Annotated in this window: 16 protein-coding genes; 4 read left to right on the top strand and 12 right to left on the bottom strand. The window is 62.9% G+C overall.

Translation table 11 applies throughout. From position 1 onward, the window contains the following. Positions 1-150: 150 nt before the first annotated feature. Both LCW13_RS09305 and LCW13_RS09300 read right to left on the bottom strand, forming a co-directional pair. Positions 151-885, bottom strand: a complete 735-nt coding sequence (locus LCW13_RS09305; protein ID WP_225346705.1) for an AraC family transcriptional regulator — start codon at positions 883-885, stop codon at positions 151-153. Positions 886-949: 64 nt separating this feature from the next. Beyond that, positions 950-1,414 (bottom strand): carboxypeptidase regulatory-like domain-containing protein, encoded by a 465-nt coding sequence (locus tag LCW13_RS09300; RefSeq protein ID WP_215822789.1) that lies wholly within the window; start codon positions 1,412-1,414, stop codon positions 950-952. A 587-nt stretch (positions 1,415-2,001) separates the two neighbouring features. On the opposite strand from LCW13_RS09300, the gene LCW13_RS09295 reads away from it, so the two are divergent. The 4 genes from LCW13_RS09295 (at position 2,002) to LCW13_RS09280 (ending at position 6,769) form a co-directional block, all read left to right on the top strand. Beyond that, on the top strand, positions 2,002-2,550 hold the full coding sequence (locus LCW13_RS09295; protein ID WP_215822787.1) for a sorbitol dehydrogenase family protein: 549 nt from the start codon (positions 2,002-2,004) through the stop codon (positions 2,548-2,550). A gap of 156 nt (positions 2,551-2,706) precedes the next feature. Further along, a complete protein-coding gene (locus LCW13_RS09290; protein WP_225346704.1) occupies positions 2,707-4,320 on the top strand; it encodes a GMC family oxidoreductase in 1,614 nt (537 codons plus the stop codon). 2 nt (positions 4,321-4,322) lie between these two features. After that, positions 4,323-5,852 carry a c-type cytochrome gene (locus LCW13_RS09285; RefSeq protein ID WP_225346703.1) on the top strand — a complete coding sequence of 510 codons (1,530 nt, stop codon included), beginning with the start codon at positions 4,323-4,325 and terminating at the stop codon, positions 5,850-5,852. 383 nt (positions 5,853-6,235) lie between these two features. Then, entirely contained in the window at positions 6,236-6,769 is a 534-nt protein-coding gene (locus tag LCW13_RS09280; RefSeq protein WP_175088822.1) for a hypothetical protein, read from the top strand. Positions 6,770-6,884: 115 nt separating this feature from the next. Here LCW13_RS09280 and LCW13_RS09275 read toward each other — a convergent pair whose 3' ends face one another. The 10 genes from LCW13_RS09275 to LCW13_RS09230 all read right to left on the bottom strand — a co-directional run bounded on the left by LCW13_RS09275 (position 6,885) and on the right by LCW13_RS09230 (position 18,461). Beyond that, complete coding sequence (locus LCW13_RS09275; protein WP_225346702.1) at positions 6,885-7,925, bottom strand: hypothetical protein; 1,041 nt, start codon at positions 7,923-7,925, stop codon at positions 6,885-6,887. Between the two features lie 344 nt (positions 7,926-8,269). Next, positions 8,270-9,481 carry a dicarboxylate/amino acid:cation symporter gene (locus LCW13_RS09270; RefSeq protein ID WP_225346701.1) on the bottom strand — a complete coding sequence of 404 codons (1,212 nt, stop codon included), beginning with the start codon at positions 9,479-9,481 and terminating at the stop codon, positions 8,270-8,272. 298 nt (positions 9,482-9,779) lie between these two features. Then, a complete protein-coding gene (locus LCW13_RS09265; RefSeq protein WP_225346700.1) occupies positions 9,780-10,115 on the bottom strand; it encodes an MFS transporter in 336 nt (111 codons plus the stop codon). 14 nt (positions 10,116-10,129) lie between these two features. Beyond that, a complete protein-coding gene (locus LCW13_RS09260; RefSeq protein ID WP_225346699.1) occupies positions 10,130-10,912 on the bottom strand; it encodes an MFS transporter in 783 nt (260 codons plus the stop codon). Between the two features lie 317 nt (positions 10,913-11,229). After that, complete coding sequence (locus LCW13_RS09255; RefSeq protein ID WP_225346698.1) at positions 11,230-12,255, bottom strand: LacI family DNA-binding transcriptional regulator; 1,026 nt, start codon at positions 12,253-12,255, stop codon at positions 11,230-11,232. A gap of 146 nt (positions 12,256-12,401) precedes the next feature. Continuing rightward, on the bottom strand, positions 12,402-13,304 hold the full coding sequence (gene rbsB, locus LCW13_RS09250; protein ID WP_225346697.1) for a ribose ABC transporter substrate-binding protein RbsB: 903 nt from the start codon (positions 13,302-13,304) through the stop codon (positions 12,402-12,404). A gap of 122 nt (positions 13,305-13,426) precedes the next feature. Next, entirely contained in the window at positions 13,427-14,404 is a 978-nt protein-coding gene (gene rbsC / locus LCW13_RS09245) for a ribose ABC transporter permease (protein WP_107334720.1), read from the bottom strand. Beyond that, positions 14,404-16,035, bottom strand: a complete 1,632-nt coding sequence (locus LCW13_RS09240) for a sugar ABC transporter ATP-binding protein (RefSeq protein ID WP_225346696.1) — start codon at positions 16,033-16,035, stop codon at positions 14,404-14,406. The genes rbsC and LCW13_RS09240 overlap by 1 nt, the downstream gene beginning before the upstream one ends. Next, entirely contained in the window at positions 16,035-16,454 is a 420-nt protein-coding gene (gene rbsD, locus LCW13_RS09235; protein ID WP_225346695.1) for a D-ribose pyranase, read from the bottom strand. The genes LCW13_RS09240 and rbsD overlap by 1 nt, the downstream gene beginning before the upstream one ends. Before the next feature lie 411 nt (positions 16,455-16,865). Beyond that, on the bottom strand, positions 16,866-18,461 hold the full coding sequence (locus LCW13_RS09230) for an MFS transporter (RefSeq protein ID WP_225346694.1): 1,596 nt from the start codon (positions 18,459-18,461) through the stop codon (positions 16,866-16,868). Between the last annotated feature and the right edge of the window lie 570 nt (positions 18,462-19,031).

The raw sequence follows: 19,031 nt of genomic DNA, 5'->3' as shown, positions 1-19,031 counted from the left end.
GAATATATTGTGCTGAAACTACGCTCTGATCTGCCAGGAGAAGCAAAAAACGTCATATACCACCAGCATGCGGTGATTGACTGCTGGGTTCGGGGACTCAATCGGTTGTTCAGATGATCGTGTCAGTCAGTCAGTCGGTCATTCAGTGATTCAGTCATTCGGGGGAGTGAGGCTCGAATACTGACGCGTCATCTCGCGTGGCGACTGGCCGAAGTAGCAGGAAAAGCGCCGCGAGAAGGCGGAAAGGTTCTGATAGCCGACGGCCTCGGCGACCTGTTGGACGCTGAGATCGGTATGGATCAACTGCGCCCGCGCGCGCTCCATGCGTCTGGCGGTCAGGTACTGCTTGACGCTGACGCCCAGATTGTCGCGGAACACCTTGTGAAACTGGGTCGGGCTCAGGTGGGCGAGTCGGGCCAGTGATGCCACGTCGTGGGGCTGGGCCAGCTGCGCGTTCATGACGTCGAGCACTCTGAGCAGACGACGATCGACGCGTTGATCACAGGTCTGCTTCTCCAGCAGACCGAGAAACAGCGCGATGGAGAGCTGATCGATGTGCTTGTCGACCTCACCCTGCAGCTGCGCTTCGAGAAACAGCAGGTAGTTCATCAGCAGGGTACTGATCGAGAACACCACGCGTTGCGACGCCGCGAGATTGTCGGGCAGGTAGTCCAGGTCGGCGACGATGAAACGCGCGGCGTCCTTGGCATGGAACAGGTGCGCCTCCCCGGGGCGAATGATGACGCACTCGCCGGTGACCACTGTGCCATGATGGCTGCCGACCTGGATATCGAGATGGCCGCGGATCGGCAGCACCAGCTGGTGGTGGTCGTGGTCATGACTCGTGGCCTGCGGGGTATAGGCGCGCAACGAGAGTGTCGTCATGGTGCGATGGCCATCATCCGGCGATGCAAGGGCAGCAAGCAGAGCAAGAGGAACACGCGGGCCGTCAGCGGCTCAGCTCGATGCTGCGGGTCTGGCCGCGGCCGACCTGCACCTGACTGAGAATCAGCGGGCTGCGTGTGCCGTCCGGCAACTGGATGACACCGGCGACATAGAAGGTGCCGGACGGCAGGCCAGTGGCATTGAAGTAGCCATTGCTGTCAGTGCGCACGATGTGGGTATAGGCCTGGGCACGGGGGTCGGCGCGAGACGCCGTCTTGCCCGCCAGCGCCAATTCCGCGGCTTCGGCGGAGTAGGTGGTGACCGGCGCGATCGAGATGCCCGCCCGGTTGGCGTAGATCGTCTGGCCCTGCCACTCATAGGACATGCGGCCCTTGATCACCGAGGTGCCGGTCTTGTCGAGCTTGGCGTACTCCGCCTCCGGGAAGGCGACGGTGCGCTGGACGCGTTGCTCGCCCTGTTCGGTCTGCGAGGAGGAGCCGAAGTCCGGCAGCGAAATGCTGTCGGCCATGCGCGAGGCGCTTTCACACCCGGCAAGAACGGCGGTGCACATGAGCAGAGCGAGTGGAGTACGCAAGTGACGAAGCATGGCGAGTCTTCCCTGAAGTCGAGTTGATGGGCGGCGCGGGCGTCGGCTCGTGAGCGAGCCAGTCTGGCCACAGCTGTTGCCTTTGCCCCACATCCTACTGCGCCGAGCACAGTCAGGGAACTGTCGGCGAGCGGGAGACAGGCGCGGGTGACTCTTCCGTCAGGCATCGGCATTCGTGGGCATCCGCTGGTAACTCTCGCGGTTTCGAACGACCCTTGTCAGTAGGCCAGCAGCAAGCGTTTGTCCGTAAGCGGGCTGGGTTGCGCAAAGCATGTCTCTGGAGTTGCTTAAACAGGAACTACTTGTTCATTATACGTTTGTCTATAACGTGATGGCGCTTGTTACCATGCAACTCATCAAACCCTGTGCAAGGGCTGCGCAAGAGCTGTTCAGAACCGCTCAAGGTCTGCTGGTGTGCTGTTCGAGTGCTATTCGGGTGCAGCACACAGGTGGCAATACCGCCTTGTGCGCTGGCGTCGGGTGAACCATTCATTGTCCGGGAGGGCCGCATGTCGACATCCCAGAGCGCTACTGATCCTTCACGTCGCCAGCTATTGAAGCTGGGGCTCGGTGGGGCAGGCATTGCCGTGTTCGGCGGCCTGTCCCTCCAGGCCCTGGCCGAGACAGTCGCTGACGAGCAACAGACGCAGGATGACAGTGCCTTCGCGACGTTCATGGTCCTGTCGCGTTGGTTGCTCAGCGACAAGACCTTGGATGAGCGGCTGGGCCAGCGCTACTTCGAGGCGCTGGCGAGAATTCCAGCCGAGGGAGTGCCCGGTGTCGGCAGCTTGCCGGCCCTCAAGACTCGCTTGCTGGCCCTGGGCGAGTCGCGAGAGTACGTGAAAAAGGAAGACCTGAGTGACGGCGAGATGGCGCTGGTGCGCCGTCTGCTGCAGGCCTGGATGCTGGGCACGGTCGGCAAGTCGATCAGTGACCCTGCCGCCGAGGTCATCGCTTTCGAACGCGCTGGCATGTATGCCGGGCCGCGCGATGTGCAGGTGGTGCGTACCTATTGCCCCAATCGCCCGGGGTTCTGGGCAGAGGCACCCAAGGCCTGAGTGGTCACGCTTTCTCCCCAGGCTTGCGCGTGGCGGATGGTCGGGCCTTGAGTCCGTGCTTAGACCTCAGCTCCTGACATCGCCTGCATGCCAGACCTTCCAGGGGCGTCCTGACTGCCCCTGTTGCTGTTCCCAATTTCCCGAGGAGAATCCTGCATGGCCGAGGAATCCCGTGCGTATGATGCCGATGTGATCGTGGTCGGTTCCGGCGTTGCCGGTGCCCTGATCGCACATCGCCTGGCCGAGGCCGGCAAGTCGGTCATCATGCTGGAAGCCGGCCCGCGCATGCAGCGCTGGCAGATCGTCGAGCGCTTCCGCAACCAGGCCAACAAGATGGACTTCATGGGGCCCTATCCTGCCAGCAAGGCGGCGCCCCATCCGATGCTCTACGGCGAGAATGCCGACTATCTGGTGCAGAAGGGCGAGCAGGCCTACGACGCCCAGTACATTCGCGCGGTCGGTGGCACTACCTGGCACTGGGCGGCGTCTTCCTGGCGTTTTCTGCCCAGCGATTTCGTGCTCAAGAGCGAGTATGGCGTCGGGCGCGACTGGCCGATCGGCTATGACGATCTGGAAGACTATTACTTCCGGGCTGAGGTTGCGCTGGGTGTCTGGGGGCCGAATGATGTCGATCTCGGCAGCCCACGCAGCGCCGAGTATCCGATGGCGCCTCTGCCGCTGTCGTGGAACGAGCGGCGGGTCAGCGAGCGCATCAATCCCCACGGCTTTGACATGGTCACCGAGCCGGTGGCGCGCAACAGCCGCCCCTATGATGAGCGCCCGACCTGCTGTGGCAACAACAACTGCATGCCCATCTGCCCGATCGGCGCGATGTATTCCGGCATCATCCATGTCGAGAAGGCCGAACGTGCCGGTGCCAGGCTGATCGACAATGCCATCGTGCATCACCTGGAGAGCGACGCCAGTGGCAAGATTCGCGAGGTACGTTATCTGGACCCCGAGGGCACGCAGCATCGCCTGAGTGCGGCGCGAGTGGTGCTGGCGGCCAATGGCATCGAGACGCCCAAGCTGATGCAGATGTCGGTCAACGCCCATACCCCCGATGGGGTGGGTAACCAGAACGACATGGTCGGCCGGCATCTTATGGACCATCCCGGCACCGGGGTGAGCTTTCTGGCCGATGAGCCGCTGTGGGCTGGGCGTGGCCCTCAGGAGATGACCTCCATCATCACCTGGCGCGACGGCGACTTCCGCAAGGACTTCGCGTCCAAGAAGCTGCACCTGTCCAACATTGCCCGCACGCAGCAGATGACGACCGAAGTGCTGTCGGAAACACCGCTCAGGCTCGGCGCGGATCTGCAGGCGCAGATCGATAACCGCGCCAGCCGCTATGTGCAGTTCGACAGCTTCCACGAGCTGTTGCCAGAGGCCGCCAATCGCATCACGCCGTCAAAAAAACATGACGCTCTCGGCCTGCCGCGCCCGGAATTCCGTTATGCTATCGATGATTACGTCAAGCGCAGCGCCGCGCATACCCGTGAACAATATGCGCGTATCGCTCAGCTGATGGGAGGCACCGACATCGCGTTCCGTGATGAGTTCTCCAACAACCAGCATATCTGCGGTACGACCCTGATGGGAGACAACCCCAAAGATTCCGTGGTGGATCGCGATTGCCGAGTGCATGGCCATGACAACCTGTTTGTCGCCAGCTCCGGCAGCATGCCCACCGTCGGGTCGGTCAATTGCACCCTGACCATCGCGGCGTTGTCTCTGCGTATTGCCGATCTGCTCGAACAGGAAATATAAGCATGGTCCCGCACGTCCGTACTGCTGGCACCCGTGATGCCATTGATGAGAAAGGTCGCGGTGCCCGCCCGATCCTTCGCCCCGCACGCCTGACCCGTGCCGTCCGCCTGGCCGCCATTGCGGGCACCAGCGCCTTGTTGCTCAGCGCCTGTGGTAGTGGCGAGGACGAGCACGCCAGCCAGGTGGAAGCCGACAAGGCTGCCACCAATGACCCCGCGCTGATCGAAAAGGGTCTGTACATGGCGCGCGCCAGCGATTGCGCGGCCTGTCACAGCACCGAGGACGGCGATGAATATGCCGGTGGCCTCGGCTTCGAGACCCCGGTGGGCGAGATCTACGCCACCAACATCACCCCGGACACCGAGCACGGCATCGGCAACTACACCCTCGAGGAATACACCCGTGTGCTGCGCGAGGGCGAGGCTGCCGACGGCCACAACCTCTATCCGGCGATGCCGTTCCCGTCCTACGCCCGTCTGACGGATGAGGACATCAAGGCGCTCTACGCCTGGAACATGCATGAGGTGACGCCGAGCAGCACGCCCAACCGCGAAAGCGAGATTCCGTTCCCGCTCAACATGCGCTGGCCGATGGCGCTGTGGGAAGAGATCTTCTCGCCGCTGGAGCCGTGGCAGGACCACGAGGACAAGAGTGCCGACTGGAACCGTGGCGCCTATCTCGTCCAGGGGCCGGGCCACTGTGGCAGCTGTCACACCGAACGTGGCTTCGCCTTCCAGGAAACGGCACTGACCGGTGATGAAGAAGGCTATCTGGGTGGGGCGATGATCGAGGGCTGGCGCGCCTTCAACCTCACGCCGGACATGCAGGATGGTCTGGGCAGCTGGAGCGAGCAGGATATCCAGACCTATCTGGCGACCGGCAACCTCAAGGGCAAGGCGCAGGCTGGCGGCCCGATGGCGGATGTGGTCGAGCACTCCATGCGTCACATGAGTGAAGATGACCTGCGCGCCATCGCGGTCTATCTGAAGTCGATTCCGGCGGTGGATGGCAAGGGCGAGCAGGGCGAGGCGGTCAATGATGGCGATCGCGAGGCCGAAAGCGAGCCGCAGGTCGCCACGCGCTTCAATCAGGGCGCACCGGCCGATGACGTGCTGTTGCTGCGCGGTCAGCCGCTGGACAAGCGTCCCGACGATGAAGATCTGATCGGCCAGCTGACCGATGCCACGCCGGGCGTGCGTCTGTATCTGGGCCACTGCGCCATGTGCCACGGCGCGGATGGTGCCGGCACCCAGGATGGCTACTACCCGTCGCTGTTCCACAACAGCGTGACCGGCAGTGTCTATCCGGACAATCTGGCCCAGGCGATCCTCAATGGCGTGCAGCGTGAGAACAATGGCCACAGTGTCTTCATGCCGGCCTTCGATGACAGCCTGACCGATGATGAGCTGATCAATCTGATGGACTATCTCGAGAATCGCTTCGGGGAAGGCCATCAGTCCGAGACGCTGGCATCGCCCGAAGCGCGTCGTCAGCAGTTGAGCGACAAGCTCGAGGACTGGCGCAAGCACTGAGTCCGGTGCAGGCACTGAGGTCTAGGCTGACAGGCCTGCACAAGTGCTGGGTAACCGCTAAAAAAGACAGCCCATGAAAGCGGGCTGTCTTTTCCGTGACCTGCGCCACGGCGCCGACATGCGATTATCGTGTGCGTTCAGTGCCGTCTCATCCCGCGCTCGGTATCCTCCACGACTGGATCATCCATGACTGGATCGTCCATAACTGGTTCATCCGTGGCTGGCGATGTCACACAGTTGGGGTAATATTGCCCCATGCAGGACCCCCGATTCACATTCATCCCGCTCGGGTTGCGCTCAAATGCAGCACAAACTGAAGAACTGCGGTAGAATGTGCGCCCAGACTTTAGCTCTTTATCAATTATTCGAGGCAACATAGCAGTATGACCGACGCTAATCTTGACGACCAGCTTGCATCCCTGTTTCAGGAGCAGGACACCAAGCAGGACCAGAACGCCCGCATCAAGGAGCTGGAGCGTCAGCTGCGTGAAGCCAGCAAAGAAGCCGACAAGCTCCGCAATGCCCGTGACAAGGCAAAGAAGGAAGTCGAAGACCTGCGCGCTCGCAACGAACGCCTGAGCGAGAAAGCCGCAGCCTCTGACAAGCACCGCAAGCAGGTCGAACACGAGTTCAACCAGAAGCTTGTGCAGTACAAGGCACGTCTGGCACGCGAACAGGCCATCGCCCAGTCTCGCATGATGCCGATGGGCGCAGCCGTCGAGGAAGCGACCGAAGAAGCCGATGCGACCTCTCTGGAAGACCTCGGCCTCAACGCTGCCGCTATCCGTGCCCTGACTGACGCTGGCTACGACGATGTCGCCAAGGTTCGCAAGGCTCACGCTGATGGCGTGATCTCTGAAGTCAAGGGCATCGGCCCGAAGGCTCAGTCCCAGATCGCTGAAGCCCTCGACGCCTGATCGTTGCCTTGATCGAAAAAACCCGCCAATCGGCGGGTTTTTTTTGTGTCTGTCATTTGCCCTGTGGCGGGCATGACTGTTGGGCCTACGGCCGGGTCTACACCTGGGTCTACTGCTATAGCTCAGGCCAGCTGACCGCTGACTGCTGCTTGCCCAGCCAGTCCTTGAGGGCGGTGCGCATGTCGGCGGTCGGGATAGCGCGCCCGTTCAGCGCATGCACCACCTTGGGCAGACTCGGCGCCTCACCGGCATCCGCCGGCCAGGCCTGCTTGAGCGTGAAGGCGAGCTTCATCGGCTCTTCGCCGTGCAGGCTCTGCTGCATGCGGGCGTGTGCGACGGACAGAGACTCGAGCTCGGCCTCAAGGCTCGCATCCTCGATATCGGCGCGGCTGACCAGCAGCATGCGCGGCAGGTCGAGCATGTCGGCGCGCGGCAGCCAGTTCTTGGACAGCGGATGCAGCGCCACCAGACGCGTCGCGTCATCGCCGTTGAGGAAGGCGGCGTGCATCTTGCGGCTGTTGATCAGTGCCTGAGGCGCATCCCCTACATATTCATCGCCTTCGAGCTCTTCCAGCGAGCGCGGGCTGACCAGCTGCATGCTGGAGCCGACCTTGACCTCGATCCACTGCTTCAGCGCCAGATGCGAGCGTGCATCGTCATCGCGCATCACCACTCGCACCGCACGCGTGGTGTCATTGAGGAAGCGGATCAGCAGCTCCTGCGGCTCGAACAATTCGGTGTAGCGGATCAGCTCATCGCGCGCGACCAGGCTGACATCGTCGAGATCCGCGCCGTCCAGCACTCGCAGTGACATGCCGCTGTCGGTCAGTGCCTTGAGCATCTGCGGCGTCAGGTAGGCGGCGTCGAGGCTACCATCGCTCAGCCCTTGCTCCACGGCCTCGGGGCTTGAGAACTGCTTGAGCATCAGCGGGCTGCTCAGTTGCTCATCGAGGGTGCCCTCGGCTTCAAGCATCACGGCGGGACTGACGCTGACGCCGCCATCGGCGGGCATGCCGATCTCCAGCGCGCTGGCGTGCTGGGCAAGGGTCAGGCTGGCAGTGGTGAGCGACAGGGTGGCGAACATGCGTGCCAGACGCGGGCGAGATATCGGTAGTGATATCGAAGGACAGAACAGTGCAGGGGGAAGCAGGGACATCTGGCACTCCGGCAACGGTAACAGGGTGATGGCGTACGGCAGCGATGACAGCACTCGCGCGTGGGCGCCAATGGTAGCCGTTTGGCCTGTGGGTGTCAGGCACGGCGCGGCGTCATGTCTCACCTCGCCGCCGGCACGCCACCCTGCGGGGTGGTTGAGAGGATGAGCGCGAGGATGACCGTGAGGAAGACCGTGGAGATGAGCGTATGGATGGCCGCTGGCATGAAAAAGCCCCGTCTCCGAAAGGAGGCGGGGCTTTTGACGACTGTCAGCACAGGTGGCTCAGCTCACTTCTTGCACGGCTCAGAGCATGCGACAGCTCACGGCTCAGCACATATGGCAGCTCACGGCTGTGAGCGTGCCACCGGTGCTTCACCGGTCGCGGCATCCAGCTCCGGCGTAGCTACCACACCATCGCGGCGCGCGAAGTGATCGACCCACAGCGCGATCACGCCATCGCCGGTGACGTTGGTGGCGGTACCGAAGCTGTCCTGGGCCAGATACAGCGCGATCATCAGGCCAAGTTCCGCCTCGCCAAAGCCGAGCATGCTGCCCAGCACGCCAAGCGCCGCCATCACCGCGCCACCCGGTGCCCCGGGCGCGGCGATCATGGTCAGGCCCAGCATGATCAGAAACGGAATCACTTCGCCGAGGCTTGCGAGTGCCAGGTTGTGGCTCATCATCATCACGGCAGTGGCGCAGGTGACGATGGTGATGGTGGAACCGGACAGGTGGATGGTGGCGCACAACGGCACGCTGAAGTTGGCCACTTCATCGCTGACGCCATTGGCCTTGGTCTGACGCAGGCTGACCGGAATGGTCGCCGCCGACGACATGGTGCCCAGCGCCGTCAGGTAGGCCGGCAGCATGTTGCGCAACAGGCCCAGCGGAGAACGACGCTGGATAAGGCCGGTGATCAGGTAGGCCGTGCTCAGCCAGATCCAGTGCATCACGATCGCCAGCACCAGCACCTTCCAGAAGGTATCCAGAGTTGACAGCGCCTTGCCCTCGTAGGCCATCTCGGCAAAGGTGCCGGCGATGAACAGGGGCAGCAGCGGGATGATGACGCGATTGAGGAACACCTCGACCACTTCACGCGATTCGAAGACGGCGCTTTTCAGGGTCGGCAGTTCGCGGCGGCTGATGACCACGCCGAACACGAAGGCCAGCACCAGGGCCGTCATCACCGGCAGTGCCGCGGGGATTTCGAGATCGAGAAAGGGAGTCAGGGCATCGCGGCCTTCAGCGACCGGCGCCATGCCGGACAGCATGCCGGGCAGCAGGTTGCTGGCCACCAGGAAGGCGAAGATGCCGGCCAGAATCGTCGACCCGTAGGCCATGCCGACGGTGCGACCCAGCATGGCGCCGGAATTCTTCGGCAGCGACGCGATGCCGCTCATGACGTAGAACAGGATGATCAACGGGATGGTGAAGTTGATCAGCTGGCCGATGATGACCTTGGCGGTCAGCGCGGCACGTACGAGGGCATCCGGGGCCATCAGGCCGATCAGCAGGCCGGCAATGATGCCGAGGATAAGTTTGACGATGAGCTTCATGTGGATCTCGAGGGTTTGACGGGTTCTTGCCCCGATAACGGGTCGTGAATCGCGTACCACCTCGGCGACGCACCGAAATGGCGCGCAGAGTTTACCTGAATTGCGCCACCATTTCAGGCGCCTGGCCAGCTGCCGTGGCATGGGGTGTGATTGCCCATGACTCGACGTGCTGACCAGGCGCCATCTCAGGCTCTCAGCCGTTCATCGCTTCGCTTTCATCACTTTCGCGCTTTCTCTCCTTCGCGCCTCGCCTGCCCATCCAGCGCTTCGCTTGCGCTCTCGCCTCACTGTCTTTATCTCACTGTGATGAAGAGGCCGAGCGGCGCTGCTTCACACCATGATGCACCAGTGCCACCGCTGCCAGTGCCAGCCCGAACAGCGACATGCCCTGCCAGCCATACACGCTCATCATCTTGACGCCGATGGCGGAACCGGCTGCCGCACCGAGGTAGTAGCACAGCATGTAGACGGCGTTCATGCGGCTCTGGGCCTTGGGGTCGATCGAGAATACGCGCACCTGGTTGGGAATCTGAGCTGCGAAGACGCCCAGGTCCAGCGGGATGATGCCGACGATCAGCCCTGCCAGGCTGTTTCCCCAGAGGCCGAGCGCCGCGAAGGACGCCAGCACCATCACCAGGGCGAAGCTGATCAGGCGCCCTGCGCCGACACGATTGACCAGACGGCCCGCCGCCTTGGCCCCGAAGATGCCGGCCAGCCCGATGATACCGAACAGCCCCGCCTGCTGGACGCTGTAGTCAAACGGCGCATCGTGGCCAGCGTCGCCCACATGGCATTGAAGGCCGCGAACCACAGTGCGCCGGTCAGTGCGGACTCTCGCAGCAGGGCATGTTGCTTGAACAGCGTGCCCATCGAGAGGATCAGTCTGGGGTAAGCCATCTGCACGGCAGGCGCGCGACTGGGCAGGTGACGATGCAGCAGCACACCGATGATGATGGCGAGGATGGCCGCGACCAGGAAGACGCTGCGCCAGCCCCAGTATTCGCCAATGCTGCCGCTCAGGGTGCGTGACAGCAGTATGCCGATGGTCAACCCCGTCATCAGGGTGGCGATGTTCTTGCCGCGCGCCTCGGGGGTGGACAGCGAGGCGGTCAGCGGAATCAGCTGCTGGGTGATGTTGGCGCCCAGCCCGGCCACGAAGCTTGCCAGCAACAGCGGCCAGAAGCTGGGTGCCAGGAAGATGCCCAGTGAGGCCAGTGCCAGGATGATGGACAGATTGCGGATAAGTTGGCGCCTGTCCATGGTGTCGCCCAGCGGCGAGATCAGCAGGATGGCGGCGGCGTAGCCGAATTGGGTCGCGGAGGGAATCAGGCCGATCAAGCCCTGGCTCACGCCCAGTGAGCGGGCCATCTCTGCCAGCAGCGGCTGGTTGTAGTACAGATTGGCGGCAGTTGCAGCGACCGCGATCGCCATCAGCAACAGCAGGCCACGGCCAATGGCGGGCGTGCTGTCGGCGTCCGATGTCGATGTCGGCGAGGCTGGGCCTGACTGGACAGTATCTGATCGGGCTGTGTCCGATCGGGAAGTGCTGGAAGGGGGAGTGCCTGTCACCTGGGTGTCCTCATGTGCGTGCTGCCAGCCGTGGCAGCGGTGATTCACGAGGGGCAGGGTAGGCAGTGTTCACCTATAAGAGAAATGTTGGTGTTTGATATGTTTGATACTCAACCGGTATAGATCTGTGATCTATCCTGGAGGCGCTCAATACTTACTGTGCTCAAACGTGGCTGCGCTCAAACGTGGCTCTGAAGGCGCTGGCCTGGCTGCGCGACACTGTCGCGTTTCACCAACCTCGGGGCCAGTTGGGTCTGGCCCGGGAAGGGGGTGCCTTCCAGGCGCGCGATCAGCTGATCGACGGCCGTGGTGCCCAGCGCATAGATCGGCTGGCGGATGGTGGTCAGGGCGGGTGAGAGATAGGCACTGATCTCGATATCGTCGTAGCCGATGATCGAGAGCTGCGTGGGTACCTCAAGGCCCAGGTCTCGAGCGGCGCGCAGACAGCCCAGTGCCAGCAGGTCATTGAAGGCGAAGATGGCATCGGGTCTGTCGGCCGGATCGGCCAGCAGCAGATGGGCCGCGCGATGACCGTCGGCCAGCATCAGCTGGGTCTCGATCTGCCAGTCCTCGGCAAGCCCCAGGCCGGCGGCGTGCAGAGCGTCCAGCGCTCCGCTCAGTCGCTCGCGGGAACGGGCATGATCGCGAGGCCCGGTCAGCAGGGCGATGCGTTCGATCCCCTGCTCCAGCAGGTGTTCGATGGCGAGCCTGCCCCCCAGGCGTGAATCATCATTGACCACCGTCATGTCCCAGCCCGGTTGGGGCTCGGCGTCCATCATCACCGTGGGCAGTGGCAGAGCACTGAGCGCCTCGAGAAAGCCGGCTCCGTTCTTGGCGGTCATCACCACCAGTCCATCGATGCGTCGGTCCCGCAGTGTCTCGAGATAGCTGAGCTGCTTGGCGTCGATATCGTCGCTGTTGCACAGAATCAAGCTGTAGCCCGCCTGGTAGCAGCGGTCCTCGACGCCGCGGATCACCTCGGCGAAGAAGGGGTTGTGCGCATTGGTGACGATCATCCCGAGGGTGTGGCTACGGTTGGATTTCAGCGCGCGGGCGACGCTGTCCGGTCGATAGCCGAGTGCGGCGATCGATTCGCGTACCCGGGCCTCGGTCGCACTGGCCACCGGGCGGGTGGCATTCACGACATGCGACACCGTGGTCACGGAAACTCCGGCGTGTGCCGCCACATCCTTGAGTCGAATCACATCTCTATCCCTGGTGGTGAAAGTCGAGTGGGCGTCACTGTCCCTGCGAGGCGAGCAAGACACGCCATTGAAGGAAAGACGGAAAAACGCCGGCCAGTGGCCGGCGTCCTGTCTTGCGATGAAGAGGGTGCGAGCCGTGCGGTCGCTTATTCGGTGATCAGCTTGAGCGGCACGGAAATGGTCTTCTCGACGTCTTCGTCCTTGAGCAGCTTGTCGGCGGTATCGACGCCGAGGCTACCGATCAGTGCCGGTTGCTGGGCGACGGTGGCGCCCATCTTGCCGGCCTGCACGGCCTTGATGCCTTCATCGGTACCATCGAAGCCGACCAGCAGGATGTCCTTGCCAGCGGCCTGCAGGGCACGCTGTGCGCCGAGCGCCATTTCATCGTTCTGTGCAAAGACGGCATTCACGCTCGGGTGCGCCTGCAGCAGGTTCTCCATCACGTTCAGCCCCTGGGTGCGGTTGAAGTTGGCCGGCTGAGTGGCCACCAGGCTGAGGCCTGACTGGCCGTCGATGGCCTTCATGAAGCCTTCACCACGATCGCGCGTGGCCGAGGCGCCGGCGACACCTTCCAGCTGCACGATCTCACCTTTGCCTGCGAGTTTCTCAGCGATGAAATTGCCCGCCAGTTCACCCCCGGCGACGTTGTCGGAGGCGACGTGCGCCGCGACCCGACCGCCGTTGGCGCTGCGATCCAGTGTCACCACCGGCACATCACGGCCATTGGCGGTGCGCACGCTTGAGACCACGGCATCGGAGTCGGTCGGGTTGATCAGCAGCAGATCGACGCCGCGGGACAGGGCGTCCTCGACGTTGGACAGCTCACGCGCGGCGTCATCACCGGAATCCAGCACGATCAGCTCGTGGCCCAGTTCCTCGGCCTTGTCCTTGGCACCCTGCTGGAGGCTGACGAAGAACGGGTTGTTCAGCGTCGAGACCACCAGCGCGATCTTGTCGGCCATGGCGGATTGCACCGGCATCAAGCTCAGGCCTGCGGCAGTGATGGCGGTGGTCAGCGTGGAGGTGAGCAGTTTTCCGTTCTTCTTCATGGCGATGGTCCTTTCATTGTTGTCGGCGACCCGCTGAAGGGCCCCCGTGGTTGGCGCACGGGGGCGAGGGTCTTCGATGCTGCAGGGAATGAAATCGTGTCGTGTCTTACGTACTTGCTCTTCTATTTCTGCGCACGGCTGTCGATCAGTACCGCAAGCAGTATGACAGCGCCCTTGGCGATCATCTGGTAGTAGCTGGAGACGCCCATGATGTTCAGCGCATTGTTCAGCACGCCGATCACCAGTGCACCGATCAAGGTGCCAAAGATGCGCCCGCGGCCACCCATCAGGCTGGTACCGCCGATGACGACCGCCGCGATGGCGTCCAGCTCGTAACCGGTGCCGGCATTCGGCTGTGCCGAACCCAGACGTGCGGCGAGTATGGCACCAGCCAGTGCCGCGAAGGCACCCGCGATGGCATAGACGCTGATCTTGATGCGATTGACGTTGATGCCGGACAGGCGCGCGACCTTCTCACCACCCCCGACCGCATAGACGTGGCGCCCGAAGCGGGTGTGATGCAGCACGCCCCAGCACAGCACGTAGACGAAGAACATCATGTAGATCGGAATCGGCACGCCGAGCCAGTAACCGCCGCCCAGATTCCAGAAGCTGTCCGCGGCTTCGCTGACGCCGATGGAGACCGGACGGCCATCGGTGTAGACGAGCGTGGCACCGCGCAGCACCGTCATCGCCACCAGCGTAACGATGAAGGCCTGGATGCGACCGAAGGCGACGAACAGGCCGGAAATGGCGCCCAGGCCGGCACCGGCGATGATGGTGCCCGGCACGCTCAGCCAGGGGGAGAGGCCGGCGGCGGTCATCGAGGCCGCGAAGGCGCCGGTCAGCGCCAGTACCGCGCCGACGGACAGATCGATGCCCGCGGTGAGAATGACGAAGGTCACGCCCATGGCGATGATGGCATTGATGCTGGTCTGGCGGAGCACGTTGAGCAGGTTGTCAGATGACAGGAAGTTGTCGGACAGGCCGGCACTCACGGCGATCAACAGAGCCAGCGCGATCAGCGCCTTGTTGTCGACCAGCAGACGCATGACGTCGAGGCGGCGGCCGCTGGCGGCAGAGGAAGAAGGAGTAGACATCAGTTCGGCATCTCGTGGCGGGAAGCGGAGGAATCGGGGGTTGAAGACGGGCGGGCGGTAGCGCGTGATGCAGCGCTGGACATTGACGTGCCATTCGCGGCGTCGTTGCCACTGCTCAGGAGGCTCTCAAGCCCCGAGGCCGCGGTCATGATCGCCTCCTGGGTCGCGTTCTCACGGCTGAATTCGCCGGAGATGCGTCCATCGGCGACCACCAGAATGCGATCGGCCAGGCCGAGCAGTTCGGGCATCTCCGAGGAGATCAGCAGCACGCACTTGCCCTGGCGCTTGAGCTCGTTGATCAGCAGGTAGATCTCGCGCTTGGCGCCGACATCCACGCCACGGGTCGGTTCATCGAGAATCACCAGCTCCGGCGCCGGCATCAATGCCTTGGCCAGCGACACCTTCTGCTGGTTGCCGCCGGACAGGGTATCGACCGGCTGGTCGGTATTGCTGACCTTGATCTGCATGCTCTTGACGAAGCTTTCGACGGCGGCGGCTTCCTCGCCATGGCGAATACGCCCGAACGCGCCACAGAAGCTGGGCAGGGCGCTCAACGACATGTTGTTGGCCACCGAGTGAGGGAGAATCAGGCCCGCCTGCTTGCGGTCTTCCGGCACGTACACCAGGCCCGCGGCCAATGCCTCGGCCGGCGAGGCGAAGCGCACCGGCTGGCCATGCAGCTTCACACTGCCGGCGCTGATACGGGTATCGCCGCACAGGGCGCGGGCCAGTTCGGTACGCCCGGCGCCCATCAGGCCGCCAAAGCCGAGCACTTCCCCGCGACGGGCCGAGAAGCTGATGCCCTTGACACCCGGCGCCTCGAGATCCTCGACCTCGAGCATCGCTTCGCCATCAGGGGTGGCGGGCGTATAAGGGTAGCGCTCGGCCAGCTCGCGGCCGACCATCAGGCGAATCAGGCCATCCTCATCCAGTTCCGCCGTCGGGCCCTGGTGGATCATCTGGCCATCGCGCAGCACGGCGACTTCATCGCACATGCTGAAGATCTCGTTCAGGCGGTGGGTGATCAGGACCAGCGAGCGGCCCTCGGCGCGCAGCTCCGCCACGACCTCGGCGAGAATCTCGGTCTCGATGTCGGTCAGCGCATCGGTGGGCTCATCCATGATGATGATCTCGGCGTCCAGCGACAGCGCACGCGCGATCTCGACCATCTGCTGCTGACCGATGCTCAGCTCGCTGACGGCGGTGCGGGAATCCAACGATTGGCGCAGGCGGTCGAGCAGCTGGCGGGCATCGCGATGCAGACGCTTCCAGTCGACGGTGCCCAGCGCGGTGCGTGGCTCACGGCCGAGAAAGATGTTCTCGCCGGCGGACAGGCCTGGCACCAGATTGAGTTCCTGGTGGATGATGGCGATGCGGCTGTCCATCGCCTGACGTGGAGTGGTGAAGACCACTTCCTCGTCACGCAGCCAAAGCGTGCCGGCGTCATAGCGATAGACGCCGGAGAGAATCTTCATCAGCGTCGACTTGCCCGCGCCATTCTCACCGGCCAGCGCATGCACGCGCCCCGCGCGCAGGGTCAGATCGACACCCTTGAGCACGCTGACCCCTGAGAAGCCCTTGTCGATGCCCTTGAGTGCCATCAGCACTCTCGGTTGTGCATGGCTCTGCATCAGAAGGGCACCCCACAGTGCAGGATCACGTTGGCGTACGGCGTGCACTCGCCCGTGCGCACGATGACGCTGGCCTCGGGTAGCGCCGCCTTGAAGGCTTCATGACTGAGTTGCTGGCGAGTGATCGGCGTGAGTGACAGACGATCCAGTGTATCCAGACGTTCGATGATGGCGTCATGGAAGGAGGGGCTCTTGACCGGCAGCTCCTCGGCCAGGGTCGTGGCCTCGATGCACAGCTCGGCCAGCAGGGCGTCCAGTACCGGCAGCATGGCGGGCAGGCCGGAAACCACCGCGAGGTCGACACAGGGCACGCCCTCGGGAATCGGCAGGCCTGCGTCGGCGATCACCACGGTGTGGGTATGGCCGAGGCGGGCGAGGTGGCCACTGAGAGGTCCGTTCAAGATGCCGTGTCGTTTCACGTCGCAGTCCTTGGGTAAAGCAGGAATGAGTCGATCCAGTATCTGAATCCGCTGGTTCACAATGGCGCCAATTATGAACCGCAAACGTTTGCGGTGCGGTAAGCGATACGTCGTAGGTGCTGTAGGGTGACTACCTTTCTGTAGTCTGAGGTCTAGTGCGGGGTGTGCAATGGTAATTATTTATTAGGGTCTAGCCGCTGAGAATGAGAAAAACACTGGGTATGTGGCTTGGAAATCGTCGTCGCTGAGTCTCTATCGTTTTGCGCCTTCTTGGTTTCCCCCGAACGTTATCCTCTCCTTGTTCCGCCCGCCGCTATTTCGCCCGCTCCAACCAAGAACACCGCCTCTCAGGGCGGTGTTCTTGGTGATCTCTTTTTTATCTCGTCAATTTCGGCATGCCGTCAGGCGTGATCAGTAGCTCTCGCGCTCCGGTTCTGATTTTACGCGACGTTCCTCTTCGCTGAGGTGCTGGGCCTGCTCGTCGATATGGCCATCCAGGTGCCAGTCGTCTTCCATGCCGGTGACGCGGTCGTTCATCACGCCTTCCTCATTGTCGACCTGCTGCACGACGCCTCCTTCTGCTTCGGAGGCCGCTTCCTGTTGCTGGGTAGCGAGCTCTTCCTCGCTCAAATCAGGCTCAGCATCGAAGTCGAATTCCAGCTGACCGGTTTCCGGCTCGGTGATGGCTTCCTCGACCCAGGCGGCGCTCAGCGGACTGGTGGTGGAGGGCGCCACCACATAGTGGCCGGGGTGATCGCCTTCCTCGGCCTCAAGCTCCTGACGCGGCTTGCTGGTGACACTGGCGGCCAGAATCACGATCAGCACGTGAATGGCAGTCAAGGTATAGAGGAAGCCGACGGCCCCGAAGCGCTCCATCAGAAGCCCCGCGGTGAGCGGGCCAAGAATCGCGCCGGCACCATGCATCAGCACCAGCGTGCCGCTGGCGGAGATGATCTGGGCCGTCGTCAGCAGATTGTTGGCCGCCGCCAGGAACAGCGAGTACTGGGTCAGGATCAGCCCGCCGAGGCCTGCACCCAGCAGCGCCATGGTCATCATGCTACCGCCACTGAACGGCACGCCACCGATGGACAGCGCGATCGCCCCGAGACTGCAGCCCAGAATCACCTTCTTGGCCGACAGCTTGTCGGAAAGCTTCCCCAGCGGCCATTGCAGCAGGGCGGCCCCCAGAATGAAGGCGCCCATGAACCAGGAGACTTCCTGCACCGGCAAGCCCGCGCGGTCGGCATACACCGCGCCCATGCCGAAGACGGTGCCGTTGGCGATACCGGTGGCAAAGCCGCCCAGGGTGCCCAGCGGTGCCAGGCGCAGCAGACGTACCAGCCCCATGGCCTCCGGCTGAGCGCCTTCCGGTTGCGGTGAGGCGGACAGCAGCATCGGCACCAGCGCCAGCGACATGATCACCGACACCAGGATGAACAGCAGATAGGTGTCCGGGTTGGCGACGTTGAGCAGCAACTGGCCGCCGCCCATGCCCAGATAGGTGATCACCATGTAGATGGCCAGCAGACGGCCACGCATCTGGTTGGTCGCCTGGCTGTTGAGCCAACTCTCCGCCACCACGTAGAGGCCGGCGAAGGCGAAGCCGGTGATGAAGCGCATCGCGATCCACACCTCGGGCACCACATAGAGCGCATGGATCAGGATGCACACCGAGGTGATGGAGGCCAGCGCCGCGAAGGTGCGCACATGGCCGACCCGGCGCAGCTTGCGGGGCGCAAGCGTCGAGCCGAGCAGGAAGCCGGCGAAGTACGCCGACATGATGATACCCGTCATGGTGTTGCTGAAGCCTTCCGAGGAGGCGCGAATCCCCAACAGACTGCCCTGCAGCCCGTTGGCCAGCATCAGCATCCCCATTCCCAGCAGCAGCGACCACAGAACGACCGCTGCGCCGAGACTGCTGGTCGGCTGCAGTCGTTTGCGCGTGGTGTCGAGAGGCTCGGTCTCGAAGGTGGGAGTGGGTACGGCTTCCTGCTGGGGGTGCGGCATGGAAGGGGCCTCATCGGTCGGGGTCGGGACCGTGGGAGCGGTGCCGACGAGATGTCAGGTACGACACTTGCGTGCGTGATGTTGGTCAGTCGTGGTTGGTCCTTGCGGGAACGGCGCTCAGTCTACCGACCGAATCCGGAGTCTGCGACCCGTGGCGCGCCATTGCGTGGTTGAAAGGCGACATATCGTGAAATTTGTCTCAAGGATGTAATGGGGTGGATGAATATACAGTCCCTCATGAAATCATGACCCGATACGACCCAGGACACGCCGACGATGTGAAAGGCACGGCATTTTGCAAAGGGGAAATATCGTAAAACTCCCTGCTGGCGGGGCCTGCGCGAGGATTGGCCATCCTGCATCGCTGGATACATTCCTTGGCGACACACGCTGATGACACCCGATGGTCGAGCGTTTCGTACGCAAGAGGTCTCGGAAAATCCGTGGGGTGGATAAATGTACAGTGATTCGTAATGCAGCGAGTCAGCCTGTGAGCGTCGAAAAAGCGCCGATCTGTCGCATGGTCGAATGGTCAGCGACCAAAGTAGATGCGAATCTGCCTCTGGACAC

The sequence above is a fragment of the Cobetia amphilecti genome (assembly GCF_020217465.1).
In the GTDB taxonomy this organism is placed as follows: domain Bacteria; phylum Pseudomonadota; class Gammaproteobacteria; order Pseudomonadales; family Halomonadaceae; genus Cobetia; species Cobetia amphilecti.
Note: the sequence above shows the minus strand (reverse complement) of the source record. Positions and strands in the feature narration are given on the sequence as shown.

Excerpts from the sequence above, each read along its gene's own strand:
- rbsC (WP_107334720.1), bottom strand. The coding sequence starts at position 14,404 with ATGTCTACTCCTTCTTCCTCTGCCGCCAGCGGCCGCCGCCTCGACGTC.
- LCW13_RS09275 (WP_225346702.1), bottom strand. The coding sequence starts at position 7,925 with ATGTCCCTGCTTCCCCCTGCACTGTTCTGTCCTTCGATATCACTACCG.
- LCW13_RS09300 (WP_215822789.1), bottom strand. The coding sequence starts at position 1,414 with ATGGCCGACAGCATTTCGCTGCCGGACTTCGGCTCCTCCTCGCAGACC.
- LCW13_RS09295 (WP_215822787.1), top strand. The coding sequence starts at position 2,002 with ATGTCGACATCCCAGAGCGCTACTGATCCTTCACGTCGCCAGCTATTG.
- LCW13_RS09270 (WP_225346701.1), bottom strand. The coding sequence starts at position 9,481 with ATGAAGCTCATCGTCAAACTTATCCTCGGCATCATTGCCGGCCTGCTG.
- LCW13_RS09280 (WP_175088822.1), top strand. The coding sequence starts at position 6,236 with ATGACCGACGCTAATCTTGACGACCAGCTTGCATCCCTGTTTCAGGAG.
- rbsB (WP_225346697.1), bottom strand. The coding sequence starts at position 13,304 with ATGAAGAAGAACGGAAAACTGCTCACCTCCACGCTGACCACCGCCATC.
- LCW13_RS09290 (WP_225346704.1), top strand. The coding sequence starts at position 2,707 with ATGGCCGAGGAATCCCGTGCGTATGATGCCGATGTGATCGTGGTCGGT.
- LCW13_RS09305 (WP_225346705.1), bottom strand. The coding sequence starts at position 885 with ATGACGACACTCTCGTTGCGCGCCTATACCCCGCAGGCCACGAGTCAT.
- LCW13_RS09260 (WP_225346699.1), bottom strand. The coding sequence starts at position 10,912 with ATGGCGATCGCGGTCGCTGCAACTGCCGCCAATCTGTACTACAACCAG.
- LCW13_RS09230 (WP_225346694.1), bottom strand. The coding sequence starts at position 18,461 with ATGCCGCACCCCCAGCAGGAAGCCGTACCCACTCCCACCTTCGAGACC.
- LCW13_RS09240 (WP_225346696.1), bottom strand. The coding sequence starts at position 16,035 with ATGCAGAGCCATGCACAACCGAGAGTGCTGATGGCACTCAAGGGCATC.
- LCW13_RS09285 (WP_225346703.1), top strand. The coding sequence starts at position 4,323 with ATGGTCCCGCACGTCCGTACTGCTGGCACCCGTGATGCCATTGATGAG.